Raw genomic sequence first — 13550 nt, 5'->3', positions numbered from 1 at the left:
TACACAACCTACATCGACACTCACACAGACCATGACGCTCCGGCCTTCCCGACCTTTGTGTTGCTTATCCCTGCGACAAACCCATGCCTTGCGCGGCCGAACGGGCGCGGCCCCGTCCACGGCCAAGCCGCCGGCGGAGCGGCCGGCGGCTTGTATAAAAACGTAAAATAATGTTAAGAATGATAATATTTTGCATTTTCTAATGCAAATCATTATCAACAAAGGTGTGAGGAAAGCCGCGATAACAGACAGAAAACCTTATACTTTCGCAGGTAAAACAGGCGCTGCAACAACAAGCAATCATTACAATGCTAAGAATAATATAGATAAATTATTCACACCCAACGATACGCCCGTCCGCCCTCGCTAAAACCCCTTATAGATAGCACCCTCGCGTCAAATGGATTAAATAATAATAATTTTCATTCCTATTAACATTTGGATATATTCTTGCAGTCTCGTTGGCTGAATCAAAATGGATACCCGATGAAAGCTTTGACCACGATGCAGGCCGCCTATTGGGTAGGCCGACAGTCCGCTCCTCCCCTCGGCGGCATGGCCGCCCACCTGTATGCGGAATTCGACGGCGGCGAGCTGGATCTCGCCCGACTGCGCCAGGCCGTCGATGCGCTGTACCTGCGTCATCCGCTGTTACGCCTGCGCATTACCGATGATGGCCGGCAGACGATCGCGCCTCCCGGCCCCCGGCACACCTTGCATCTCGACGACTGGCGGCACGCCGATACAGCGACGCTGGCAGCCGCGCTCGCCGCCAAACGCCAGGCAAAAAGTACCCAGCTGCTGCCGCTGGAACAGGGCGTGCCCTGCGATATCAGCCTGAGCCTGTTGCCGGAAGGGCGCAGCCGCCTGCATGTCGATCTCGATATGATCGCCGGCGATGCCATGAGCTTTCGCCTGTTGATGGAAGATCTGACGGCGTTTTATCACCAGTGCCCACCGGTACCCTCCCATGACGCGCCGCCGGCCTACTTCGATCACCTCGCACAACGTGACGCCGACGAGGCGCTGCGCCAGCGGCGCGAACGCGGCCAGCGTTGGTGGCGTGAGCGTCTGGCGCAGGTGCCACCGGCGCCGCGTCTGCTGCGCACGCCGGACCGCTGCCGCAGCGATCGCCTGGCCATACAGCTGGACGCAGAGGAAAGCCGCGCGCTGGAGAACGTCGCCAAACGGCACCACACCTCGCTCTCGACGCTGTTTCTCGCACTGTTCGCCCTGGCCGTCGGCCAGGGGTGGAACATGACGCGCTTTCGGCTCAACGTGCCGCTGTTCCACCGCGAGAGCGAACGGGAGGACGCGCATCGCCTCATCGGCGATTTCTCTAACCTGGTGCTGCTCGGCGTGGAGCTGAACCCGACGGAAAACCTGAGCGCCTTCTGCCGGCGCCTGATGACCCAGCTGGCGGAGCTGATCGAGCATGCGGATTACCCCGGCGTGAGCGTGATGCGCGATCTGTCGCGCCTGCACGGCAGCCTGCAGCCTTCGCCGGTGGTGTTTACCGCCGGTTTCGGCATCCGCGGCAAGACGCTGTTTTCCGAACGGGTCACCGACACCTTCGGCCGTCTCGGCTGGGTCATCTCTCAGGGGCCGCAGGTGGCGCTGGATGCGCAGGTCGCCCACGTCGACGACGGCATTCTGATCAACTGGGACGTGCGGCTCGACGCGTTCCCCGAGCAGGTGCTGCCACGCCTGCTGGCCTGTTACCGGGCGCTGCTGCACCTGGCCGCGCGGCAAACGGCGGCGTTCGATCGCCCGCTGTCGCACCTGCTGGCGCAATGCACGCCCGACGCGCTGGCGCAGCAGGCGCCGGTGCGCCAGGTGCTGCATCGGCTGCTGGCGCGGGTGGCCCCCGAGGCCGGCTTGCGCGACCACGACGATATCCACCGCTTGGCCTTGCCGGATGCCGGGGTGAACGCGCTGCTGACGGTGCTCAACAAGTATCTGGCGGCGGGGCTGACGGCGCAGGATCTGGCGGCGCATTCCTCCCCTGCGGCGCTGGCGGCATTGATCTGCCAACGCTCGCCCGAGGCAGGAAGGCATGCGAAAACGCTGCTCGCCGCGCTGGCGCCGCAGCACTGAGATCGGTTTCCGGGCGCGCGGCGCCCGGCTCGTTTTAATCGGTTAGCGACTATAGGGAAGTACCATGGAGACAGCTTTAACCGCACTGCAGCAGGCCTATCTTCTGGGCCGCAGCGATCGATGGCCGCTCGGCGGCGTGGCGATGCACGACTTTCGCGAATACCGCGCCCGGCAGCTGGACGTACCGCGCCTTGAAGCGCGCCTGACCGAGCTGGTACAGCATTACCCGGCGTTGCGCACCTGCATCAATGTGCAGCGCGGCACGCAGCACGTACGCCCGGAGGTGACGCTGCATCTGGATCGCCACGATTTGCGCGCCCTTGATGGCGAAGCGGCGCAGCGCCAGATCGAACAGCTGCGCGCGCGTTACTCCCACCAGCGCCACGATCCGAGCCAACCGCTGTGGCGCATCGCCGTGATCCAACGGGCGGAACAGCAGGATCCGACGGGATCGCCGTACGATACGCTGATCCTCACCAGCTTCGATGCGTTGATCCTCGACGGCCAGGGGATCTCCACCGTGATCGCGCGCCTGTTTGACGATCGCCCTCTGGCGCCGACCGCCGCTGCGCTGCCGCCCCCTGCTGCACCTGCGGCGCAGCGCCAGGCCGATGCCGCCTACTGGCGCGACAAGCTGCAGGATGTCACCACCCCGTCAGCGTTACCGTGGCGCGCCCCGCTCGCCAATCTCACCTCGTCGCGCTATCGCCGCGCCACCCTGACGCTGCCGCGCGATACGATAAAACAGCTCGGCCGCCTGGGATCGCCACATGCGCTGCTGCGTAACAGCCTGCTGTCGGCGCTGATCCTCGATACGCTGGCCCACTGGACCACCGACGGCGAGCTGTGCGTCGGCGTGCCGGTGGCATTCCCCGCCGCCGACGGTGCACTGGGCAACGCCTCCAGCTTCGTAGCGGTACGCTATTCGCGCCACGGCGAAGATTTTATCCAGCGCGCACAAGCCTTGCAGGACGACGTGCTCGGCGCGCTCGACCACCTGACGTTTTCCGGCGTCGATCTGGCGCGGCAGTTGCTCGGCCAAAGCCAGGGCGGCCCGGCGCTGCCGGTGATCCTGACCAACTGCCTGGGCTGGGAGACGCTGCCGGCCGAGGCGCCGGTGCGCTTCCACGACGGCCTGACCCAAACGCCGCAGGTCGCCATTGATATTCGCCTGACGCTGGACAGCGAAAAAAACCTGCAGCTGTGCGTGGACTACGCCGAGCAGGCGCTGCACGGCGAGCAGGTAGAAGCCATGCTGGCGGCGTTGCAGCGACGCATCCTGCACAGTTGCCAACGGGCCGACCTGGCGATCGCGCCGCGGGACTTCATCGATCTGGCGCATTACCGCCACAACGACAGCGAAGCGAATTACGCACCTTATCCTTATCTGGCACTGCTGGCCGAGCGGCTGTTCGGCGCGCAAGACGGCGGCAATGCGCTGATCTGCGGCGAACAGACGCTGACCTACCGCGAGCTGGGCCAGCGGATCGCCACGGCGATCGCCAATCTGCAGAGCCGCGGCGTGCAGCCGGGCAACGTGGTCGCGCTGTATCTGCCGCGCAGCCCGGAACAGATCATCTTCAGCCTCGCCTGCGCCCTGCAGGGCGTGATCTGGGTGCCTGTCGATATCAACTCGCCGCCGGAACGCACCGCCTACCTGCTGGAAAACTGCCGGCCGACGCTGGTGGTGCACGGCGGCGATCTGGAGACGCCGATCGGCGTGACGCCGGCGACCCTGCTGGCGCCGACGGATCGCGCGCCTGCGCTGCCGGATGAGCAGACGCTGGTTGAACGCAGCGCCAGCCAGGCCGCGAGCTACTACCTGTATACCTCCGGCACCACCGGTAAGCCCAAATGCGTGGTGCTCAACAACCGCGCCACCGCCAACGTCGTCCACCAGACCCAGCAGCGCTGGGCGGTCACCGCCGACGACGTCTTCATTTCCGTCACGCCGCCGCACCATGACATGTCAATGTTCGATCTGTTCGGTTCGCTGTGCGCCGGCGCCACGCTGGTGCTGCCGGCGCCGCATCAGGAAAAGGACGCCATCAGCTGGAACCAGCTGGTGGAAAAGCACCGGGTTAGTCTGTGGTGTTCGGTGCCCGCGATTCTGGAGATGCTGCTCACCTGCAAAACGGCCGACAGCCTGCGTTCGCTGCGCCTGGTGGCGCAAGGCGGCGACTACATCAAGCCGGCGACGGTACAAACCCTGCGTACCCTGCGCCCGGATCTCGCGCTGTTCTCGCTCGGCGGACCGACCGAAACCACCATCTGGAGCATCTGGCACCCGATCGCCCCGCAGGAGAACGGCACCGTGCCTTACGGCCGCCCGCTGCCGGCCAACCGCTACTTCATCTGCCATGACGACGGCAGCCACTGCCCGGCCGGCGTAGTCGGCCGCATCCATACCGCCGGGATCAACCTGGCGTTGGGCTACCTGGAGCAGGGGGAGCTGAAGCAGCACGATTTCGTTACCCTCGAAGGGCCGGATGGGCAACCGCTGCGCGCTTTTCGCACCGGCGATCAGGGCTACTACCGGGCGGACGGCAACATCATGTTCGCCACCCGGGTGAACGGCTATGTGAAGATCCGCGGCGTGCGCGTCTCGTTGCCGGAAATCGAAGACGTGCTGCGCCGCCATCCGGCGATCCAGGACATGGTGGTGGTGGATTACCCCAGCGGAGAGAACAACGAGGCGGCGCTCGGTGCCCTGTATCTGACCCGCGACGGCAAACCGCTGCCGCTGTCCGAGATCCGCGCCTTCGCCACCGGCTATCTGCCCTGTACCCATATTCCGACACGCTTTATCCATGCCGAGGCGCTGCCGCTGTCCGCCAACGGCAAAACCGACCGCCATCGCATCCGTGCCGACCTGAGCCACCAGCAAACCGCGCCGGCGCTGAACGCCTGTGCGGCCCCGCCGCCGAACGCGCCTTTGGCGCGCAGCGCAGAGATCCTGACCATTTACTGGCAGGCGATCGGCGTGGCACCGCGCCCGGAATGGGGAGAAGAGACGGCATTTATCGCCATGGGGCTGAAGCTGCCGCATATCAAACAGGTGGCGGAACGCCTCAATGACGCTTTCGGTACCCGGCTGGTGAGCAGTTCGCTCCTGCCGTGCAAGAACGCGCGCGAAGTGGCGGCGTTGTTGGCCAACTGAAACCACACCACTCGGGCGGGGACATCCCCCGCCCGCATTTTATCAGGCGGGCAACGCCGTCAGGGCCGCCAGCGGCTGCTCCCAGGCTTCCCGCTGCAGCGCGCGCAACAGGAATTCCTGCAGCGCCTCGCCATAGTCCAGCGCATCCTCCGTCGGGAACTGCTCCAGATAAATATCGATATCCACCTGCAGATCGCGGGCGTCGGTGCGGCCGCGATAAGTCAGGTTAAAACCGTCGCCCGAGCCGCCGGCCAATACGCGGCGGGTGCCGCTACAGCCGACAAAACGAGGCGCATCGAAGGGTTGTACGTTGATGAAGGGGGAAATAAAGAAGCGCGAGTCAGGATCCACACCGCGATCGGCGGCCAGTTGGCGCAGGCGGTAGCCGGCGTGGCTGCGCAGCTCGCGCAGCTGCTGCGTCAGAGTGGTGAGAAAGCCCCCCAGCGTCTCCGCCTGCGGCGGTGACACCAGCAGCGGCAGGGTGTTGACCGCCAACGAAGGCACGTTGGTGGCGGCCTGCCCGCGGCGATTCATCGCTGGCATCCACATCGGCAACGCCTCGCCCTGCCGGGTGTCGCGGGGCATCACCTGAAATAGCCAGGCCGCCGACAGCGCCACCAGCAAGTCGGGCCAATTGATGCCGCTGCGCTCCGCCAGCTGCGCCAGTCGTTGCGATACCGCCGCCGGCAGCCGGTGGTGGGTGCTCAGACGCCGCACGCCATAGGCCTCACCGCCCTTGCGCACCGTCGGCAGCGCCTGCGACGGCGGCAGATAGCTCTGCCAAAAGCGCCGATCGCGCTCGCATCGCTCAGAACCCGCGTAGGCCAGCTCAGCCTGTTGAAAGGCGTCGAAGGCGCCCAGAGGCATGCCCGCGCTACCTTCACCCAGATAGTGTGCATACAACGCGGCGCAGCGGTGTTCAATTAGCGCCATACCGAAACCATCAACCAGAATATGGTGCGCACGTACGTACCAGAGGTAGCGCTCCGGCCCCAGCTTGATCAGCCAGGCGGCGGCTAACGGCTCGCAGTGCAGCGCCCGGCGCTGCGCGATATCTTCGCGCATCAGGTTTTGCGCCGCCTGCCAGGGATCGCCGTGCGTTTGCAGATCGATGCGTTGCAATGGCGGTATACGCTGTGGATCGTGCCGTAACGGCGGAGGAGAGTCGCCATGCCGCTCGCCAAAGCGCAGGGCAAACGCCTGCGTCTCGGCGAGGGTGGCGGCGATCGCCCGGCAGAGCGTCTCTTCCTCTACCGCGCCGCACAGTTCGGTGCAGTGTGCGACGGTGGACAGGGTCTGCCCGGGGTGCAAGGTGTGTTCTTCCCAGAAATCAAGCTGCGCTGGCGCCAGCGGCAACCATTCAGAGGCCAAAGCGGTGTCCGACATGTTACCTACCTTTGATAAGCCCGAATAAAGACGCCGAACGGGCGTAACCCGCCGTTCAACGGCTTTTGCGTGTCTCCATACATCATCAAATGAAAATGATAATAACATCTATTATCATTTCTATTAATTTGGTAACACTTTAGATTCTGTTAAGCGGGGATGCAAGTCGCGCAGTGGGGACGGAGAAAAGAAAGTGGCGGAGAGAAGACGGCTAAAAACAAAACGCCCCGGCACAGCTGCCCGGGGCGTTTTTAACATCAGAGCTGCTCGATGATTAGGCCTGATTGGCCGGCTTCACCTTCTGCGCCAGAAACTCCGTTTCGTAGGCCAGCGCCTTCTTGCGATCGAACTGGTGTTCCCACTTGGCGATCACCAGCACCGCCAGTGCGTTACCCACGACGTTCAGCGCGGTGCGCGCCATATCCAGGATACGGTCCACGCCGGCGATGAACGCCAGGCCTTCCAACGGAATGCCGACGCTGCCCAGCGTGGCCAGCAGCACCACGAACGAAACGCCCGGCACGCCGGCGATCCCTTTCGAGGTGACCATCAGCGTCAGCACCAGCACGATCTCCTGCCCCAACGACAGCTCGATGCCGTACAGCTGGGCGATAAAGATAGCGGCAATGCTCTGGTACAGCGTCGAGCCATCCAGGTTAAAGGAGTAGCCGGTCGGCACCACGAAGCTGGTGATCGACTTGGGCGCGCCGTAGGCCTCCATCTTTTCGATGATGCGCGGCAGCACCGTTTCCGAGCTGGCGGTGGAATAAGCCAGGATCAGTTCGTCTTTCAGGATACGGATCAACGTCCAGATGCGCAGGTTGCACAGCCGGGCGACAGCCCCCAGCACCACCAGGGCGAAGAACGCGATGGCGAAGTACACCAGCACCACCAGCTTGGCCAGCGGCAGCAGCGAGGCGAAACCGAAGTTGGCTACCGTGACCGCAATCAGGCCAAACACCCCGATCGGCGCATAGCGCATGATCATGTGGGTGACTTTGAACATGCTCTCGGACACCGCCTTGAACACCTTCAGCAGCGGCTCTTTGGTCTCTTTCGGCAACGACGACAGCCCCAGACCGAACAGCACCGAGAAGAAGATAATCGGCAGCATGTCGCCCTTGGCCATCGACGAGAAGACGTTCGACGGGATCAGCGACAGAATGGTCGCCACCAGACTGTGCGAACCGCTTTGCACCTGTTCGGTGGTTTTCTCATACTGCGAAATGTCCACCGTGGTCAGCGTCGACATATCGATGCCGTGGCCGGGTTGGAATACGTTGGCCAGCGTCAACCCCACCACGATGGCAACGGTGGTGATCACTTCGAAGTAAATAATGGTTTTCAATCCGATGCGGCCCAGCTTTTTCGCATCGCCCACGCCGGCAATACCGACGATCAGCGTGGAAATAACGATCGGTACCACAATCATCTTGATCAGGCGAATAAAGATATCACCCGACGGGCTGAGAATATTGCTGACCAGCCACTCACGAGATTCTGTCTGGTTGTGCAATACCGCGCCAACAATAATACCCAGCACCAACGCGATCAGGATTTGCCAAGCCAGGCTAATTTTTACACTTTTCATACCCAAAAAGTCCTCAAAGACTCTTTTCGCCGTACAAAGTCGCAACACGGAGAAAAGAATACTTAATCATTTATTACAGGCTTATGTTAATTCAGTGGAAGCGTTCACCTGCCCTGGGTGCGACACAGTATAAATCTGTATCATCCGGGCGGCATGCTCTGCAAGCCTTGATTTGTCAGGGTTGAGCGCTGAATCGAATAACAAAAATTTCGCGTTACTATTTCAAATGGCATAATTGCTTGTTATTAAAAACATAATTTCTCATGCAATGAAGCACATAACCGCGCCGACGACGTTTTTTTGAACGCCATTAAAATGCGTTATTTTTCGCCCATTCTGCATATTTAATCCGCATCAAATGTTTATATTTTGTTACGTAAAAGTCAAATAAATGAGAATTGACCGAGTGACATTTTCGACCATAAATGCAGCACCGCTTTATATTTAGCTTAAAAATCGAGCGATGGCGCAGAGTGAATCCCCTAGGATATCACCCGACCTTTCATCAGGAATTAAAGGTTAATAAAACGTTATTTCACGGCGTGCCGTCCATCGTTATATCGCGTTAATATCAACTTCGAATATTAATAGCGAAAAATAATCCAAAAAGATTTATAGCGTGAAATAACGCAGGCCTTTCCCACGCGATTAATCACGAGGCAAACAGTCTCGTCTTTTTTTATTCTTTTTTGTTCTTTAGATAAGTGTTTTTGGCTAAAAACGCGGGTTTATGATGAATTAAACGCCAAAGAGATAGATGCGTCCTGCAAATGCGACAGAACTATTACAAATCAATATCTTTGTTGCGTGATCTGCCGCGCAAAAAAGAAACAAAGAATCGTAGCAAACTATACTTAACCTTCAGTTGACATATCATTAACAACTTCAAGGAGAAAAGCTATGAGCCAACTGCATAAACACGCTATTCCTTCTGCAATTGCAGAGCGCGCCCTGATTAATCCGGCACAATACCAACAGTATTATCAACAGTCGGTTCAAGACCCAGAGGCTTTCTGGGGTGAGCATGGCAAAATCCTGGACTGGATCAAACCCTATACCAAAGTTAAAAACACGTCGTTCGATCCCGGCCACGTCAGCATTCGTTGGTTTGAAGACGGCACGCTGAACCTGTCTGCCAACTGTCTGGACCGCCATCTGGCTGAGCGCGGCGACCAGACCGCCATTATCTGGGAAGGCGATGACCCGACCCAATCCAAGAACGTGACTTACAAACAGCTGCACCATGACGTCTGCCAGTTCGCCAACGTGCTGAAAAAGCTCGGCGTGAAAAAAGGCGACGTGGTGGCTATCTATATGCCGATGGTGCCGGAAGCGGCGGTCGCGATGCTGGCCTGTGCGCGCATCGGCGCCGTACATTCGGTGATCTTCGGCGGCTTCTCGCCGGAAGCGGTCGCCGGACGCATTATCGACTCCAACGCCAAACTGGTCATTACCGCCGATGAAGGCCTGCGCGCCGGCCGCGCCGTGCCGCTGAAAAAGAACGTCGACGATGCGCTGAAAAATCCCGGCGTGGTCAGCGTGGCCAACGTGGTGGTATTCCAACGCACCGGCAAACCGGGTTACTGGCAGGAAGGGCGCGATCTGTGGTGGCATGAACTGACCCAGGGCGTCTCCGCCGACTGCCCGCCGGAAGAAGTGAACGCCGAGGACCCGCTGTTTATCCTGTATACCTCCGGCTCGACCGGCAAGCCGAAAGGCGTGCTGCACACCACCGGCGGCTACCTGGTGTACGCTGCGATGACCTTTAAGTATGTGTTCGACTACCACGACGGCGACATTTATTGGTGCACCGCCGACGTGGGCTGGGTCACCGGCCACAGCTATCTGCTGTACGGCCCGCTGGCCTGCGGCGCCACCACGCTGATGTTCGAAGGCGTGCCTAACTATCCAGGCGTCAATCGCCTGTCGCAGGTGATCGACAAACACCAGGTCAACATTCTGTATACCGCGCCGACCGCCATTCGCGCCCTGATGGCCGAAGGCGACAAGGCGATCGAGGGCACCCGACGCGATTCGCTGCGCATCATGGGCTCGGTCGGCGAGCCGATCAACCCGGAAGCCTGGGAGTGGTATTACAACAAGATAGGCAACGCAAAGTGCCCGATCGTCGATACCTGGTGGCAAACCGAAACCGGCGGCTTCATGATTACCCCGCTGCCGGGCGCCACCGAGCTGAAGGCCGGTTCCGCCACGCGGCCTTTCTTCGGCGTACAGCCGGCGCTGGTCGATAACGTCGGCACACCGCAGGAAGGCGCCTGCGAAGGCAACCTGGTGATCGTCGACTCCTGGCCGGGCCAGGCGCGTACCCTGTTTGGCGATCATGACCGCTTCGAGCAAACCTACTTCTCGACCTTCAAAGGCATGTACTTCAGCGGTGACGGCGCCCGCCGCGACGAGGACGGTTACTACTGGATCACCGGCCGCGTCGACGACGTGCTGAACGTCTCCGGCCACCGTCTGGGCACCGCCGAGATCGAGTCTGCGCTGGTATCGCACCCGAAAATCGCCGAAGCGGCGGTGGTCGGCATTCCTCACAACATCAAAGGCCAGGCGATCTACGCCTACATCACGCTGAATCACGGCGAAGAACCAACGCCGGAGCTCTATACCGAAGTGCGCAACTGGGTGCGTAAAGAGATAGGGCCGATCGCCACGCCGGACGTGCTGCACTGGACAGATTCGCTGCCCAAAACGCGCTCCGGCAAGATCATGCGGCGTATCCTGCGCAAAATTGCCGCCGGCGACACCAGCAACCTGGGGGATACCTCCACGCTGGCGGATCCGGCCGTAGTCGACAAGCTGTTGGAAGAAAAACAATCAATGAAAGTGCCGTCATAATTTACGCCGCTTCAGGCCGCTCATTCGGATAACGCGCCGTTGAGCGGCCCTGGCGCGGCGTACTCTATCAATACCTACTGGAGACACTCTGATGAATGACACCATTTATCAAGGGATTGAAGAAAACCCGCGCTTTAAAGAGCTGGTGAGAAAACGCGGCCGGTTCGCCTGGCTGCTTTCGCTGATTACGCTGGCGCTGTACGTCGGCTTTATTCTGTTGATCGCCTTCGATCCGCAATGGCTCGGCACGCCGATCGCCGCCGGATCGACCATCACCCGCGGGATCCCGGTCGGCGTCGGGCTGATCGTGATCTCTTTCGTCTTGACCGGGATCTACGTGTTTCGCGCCAACGGCGAGTTCGATCGCCTCACCGCAGAAATCCTGCGTGAGGTGAAACAATGAAGCGTTTATGCTCCGCCCTTTCCGCCGCCGCGTTGCTGTTGCTGCCCGGTCTGGCTCATGCCGACGCCATCGGCGGCGAAGTGCATCGTCAACCGCTGAACATCCAGGCGATCGTGATGTTTATCCTGTTTGTCGGCGCCACCCTGTACATCACCTACTGGGCGTCCAAACGCACCCGTTCCCGCCAGGACTACTACACCGCGGGTGGGCGCATCACCGGCCTGCAAAACGGCCTGGCGATCGCCGGCGACTTCATGTCCGCCGCCTCGTTCCTCGGCATCTCCGCCCTGGTTTACACCTCGGGTTATGATGGCCTGATCTATTCCATCGGCTTCCTCATCGGCTGGCCGATCATTCTGTTCCTGATCGCGGAGCGCCTGCGCAACCTCGGCCGTTATACCTTTGCCGATGTCGCCTCTTACCGTCTGCAGCAGAAACCTATCCGCACCCTGTCGGCCTGCGGCTCATTGGTGGTAGTCGCGCTGTATCTGATCGCGCAGATGGTCGGCGCCGGCAAGCTGATCCAGCTGCTGTTCGGGCTCAACTACCACGTGGCGGTGATCCTGGTCGGTATCCTGATGGTGTTGTACGTGCTGTTCGGCGGCATGCTGGCCACCACCTGGGTGCAAATCATCAAGGCGGTACTGCTGCTGGCCGGCGCCAGCTTTATGGCGCTGATGGTGATGAAGTCGGTCAACTTCGACTTCAATACCCTGTTCGCCGAAGCGGTGAAGGTGCATCCGAAAGGCATCGCCATCATGAGCCCCGGCGGCCTGGTCTCCGATCCGATTTCCGCGCTGTCGCTCGGCCTGGCGCTGATGTTCGGCACCGCCGGTCTGCCGCACATCCTGATGCGCTTCTTCACCGTGAGTGACGCCAAAGAAGCGCGCAAGAGCGTGTTCTACGCCACCGGTTTTATCGGTTACTTCTATATCCTGACCTTTATCATCGGCTTCGGCGCCATCTTGCTGGTCAGCGCCAATCCGGCGTTCAAAGACGCCACCGGCGCGCTGCTGGGCGGCACCAACATGGCGGCGGTGCACCTGGCCAATGCCGTTGGCGGCAACTTCTTCCTCGGCTTTATCTCGGCGGTGGCCTTCGCCACCATTCTGGCGGTCGTTGCAGGCCTGACGCTGGCCGGCGCCTCGGCCGTTTCCCACGATCTGTACGCCAGCGTGATGAAAAACGGCAAGGCGACCGAACGCGATGAGCTGAAGGTCTCCAAAATCACCGTCGTGGTGCTCGGCCTGGTCGCTATCGCGCTGGGGATTTTGTTCGAGAAGCAGAACATCGCCTTTATGGTCGGGCTGGCATTCTCGATCGCCGCCAGCTGTAACTTCCCTATCATCATCCTGTCGATGTACTGGTCGCGTTTGACCACTCGCGGCGCAATGATTGGCGGCTGGCTGGGCCTGCTGACGGCGGTGATTCTGATGATCCTCGGCCCGACGATCTGGGTGCAGATCCTCGGCCATGAAAAGCCGATTTACCCGTATGAATATCCGGCGCTGTTCTCGATGATCGTGGCCTTTGTCGGTACCTGGCTGTTCTCGATCACCGACGGCTCGCTGGCCGGGCAGCAGGAGCGGGAACGCTTCCGGGCTCAGTTTGTCCGTTCGCAAACCGGGCTCGGTATCTCTCAGGGCAGCTCGCATTAACCGAATAATAAGTGAAAAAAAGCAAACACCCCCTAATCAAAGGCCCTTCGGGGCCTTTTCTCTGGCTGTTTATCGGAGAGAAGCTGGGGAAAGCAGCGCAGCGTAGCTGCGCTTTTTTGCGTTTTACGCACAGCAAAAAGCCCTGAACGTCAGTTCAGGGCTTTCGGCTTTATTTGATGCCTGGCAGTGTCCTACTCTCGCATGGGGAGACCCCACACTACCATCGGCGCTACGGCGTTTCACTTCTGAGTTCGGCATGGGGTCAGGTGGGACCACCGCGCTATTGCCGCCAGGCAAATTCGTTTTATTCCAACCGCGCCACTCTCGTGTCGCCATCAGAACCAATCTGTAAACAAGCTGAATATTGTCTTGGTCTCACCAAAACACCTTCGGTGT

The 13550-nt window shown here is 60.4% G+C and carries 7 protein-coding genes and 1 rRNA gene; 5 read left to right on the top strand and 3 right to left on the bottom strand.

Annotation, left to right across the window (positions count from 1 at the left end; translation table 11 throughout):
• The first annotated feature begins 486 nt into the window (after nt 1-486).
• On the top strand, nt 487-2097 hold the full coding sequence (locus AC4PR2_RS23320) for a condensation domain-containing protein (RefSeq protein ID WP_197786212.1): 1611 nt from the start codon (nt 487-489) through the stop codon (nt 2095-2097).
• 64 nt (nt 2098-2161) lie between these two features.
• Nucleotides 2162-5257 (top strand): amino acid adenylation domain-containing protein, encoded by a 3096-nt coding sequence (locus AC4PR2_RS23315; RefSeq protein WP_197786213.1) that lies wholly within the window; start codon nt 2162-2164, stop codon nt 5255-5257.
• 42 nt (nt 5258-5299) lie between these two features.
• Here the strand turns inward: AC4PR2_RS23315 and AC4PR2_RS23310 are convergent, their stop codons facing one another.
• Together AC4PR2_RS23310 and gltP are read right to left on the bottom strand one after the other, a co-directional pair.
• The gene (locus AC4PR2_RS23310; RefSeq protein WP_102985592.1) at nt 5300-6643 is read right to left on the bottom strand and encodes a condensation domain-containing protein; all 1344 of its coding nucleotides are present in this window, start codon (nt 6641-6643) and stop codon (nt 5300-5302) included.
• A 274-nt stretch (nt 6644-6917) separates the two neighbouring features.
• A complete protein-coding gene (gene gltP, locus AC4PR2_RS23305; protein ID WP_492175540.1) occupies nt 6918-8234 on the bottom strand; it encodes a glutamate/aspartate:proton symporter GltP in 1317 nt (438 codons plus the stop codon).
• 900 nt (nt 8235-9134) lie between these two features.
• Here gltP and acs point away from each other — a divergent pair.
• The 3 genes from acs to actP all read left to right on the top strand — a co-directional run bounded on the left by acs (nt 9135) and on the right by actP (nt 13154).
• Nucleotides 9135-11093 carry an acetate--CoA ligase gene (gene acs / locus AC4PR2_RS23300; RefSeq protein ID WP_084826977.1) on the top strand — a complete coding sequence of 653 codons (1959 nt, stop codon included), beginning with the start codon at nt 9135-9137 and terminating at the stop codon, nt 11091-11093.
• A 91-nt stretch (nt 11094-11184) separates the two neighbouring features.
• Nucleotides 11185-11496, top strand: a complete 312-nt coding sequence (locus tag AC4PR2_RS23295) for a DUF485 domain-containing protein (RefSeq protein ID WP_004930047.1) — start codon at nt 11185-11187, stop codon at nt 11494-11496.
• Complete coding sequence (gene actP, locus AC4PR2_RS23290; protein WP_060425186.1) at nt 11493-13154, top strand: cation/acetate symporter ActP; 1662 nt, start codon at nt 11493-11495, stop codon at nt 13152-13154. The genes AC4PR2_RS23295 and actP overlap by 4 nt, the downstream gene beginning before the upstream one ends.
• A gap of 178 nt (nt 13155-13332) precedes the next feature.
• Here the strand turns inward: actP and rrf are convergent.
• Nucleotides 13333-13448: ribosomal RNA gene (rrf, locus tag AC4PR2_RS23285) — 5S ribosomal RNA — on the bottom strand.
• Nucleotides 13449-13550 lie beyond the last annotated feature (102 nt).

The sequence above is a fragment of the Serratia sp. A07 genome (genome assembly GCF_058725505.1).
This window is presented reverse-complemented; position numbering and strand designations above follow the sequence as displayed.

Bases quoted from the DNA above. Each gene is read 5' to 3' on its own strand.
- AC4PR2_RS23320 (WP_197786212.1), top strand. From the start codon at position 487: ATGAAAGCTTTGACCACGATGCAGGCCGCCTATTGGGTAGGCCGACAG.
- AC4PR2_RS23315 (WP_197786213.1), top strand. From the start codon at position 2,162: ATGGAGACAGCTTTAACCGCACTGCAGCAGGCCTATCTTCTGGGCCGC.
- AC4PR2_RS23310 (WP_102985592.1), bottom strand. From the start codon at position 6,643: ATGTCGGACACCGCTTTGGCCTCTGAATGGTTGCCGCTGGCGCCAGCG.
- gltP (WP_492175540.1), bottom strand. From the start codon at position 8,234: ATGAAAAGTGTAAAAATTAGCCTGGCTTGGCAAATCCTGATCGCGTTG.
- acs (WP_084826977.1), top strand. From the start codon at position 9,135: ATGAGCCAACTGCATAAACACGCTATTCCTTCTGCAATTGCAGAGCGC.
- AC4PR2_RS23295 (WP_004930047.1), top strand. From the start codon at position 11,185: ATGAATGACACCATTTATCAAGGGATTGAAGAAAACCCGCGCTTTAAA.
- actP (WP_060425186.1), top strand. From the start codon at position 11,493: ATGAAGCGTTTATGCTCCGCCCTTTCCGCCGCCGCGTTGCTGTTGCTG.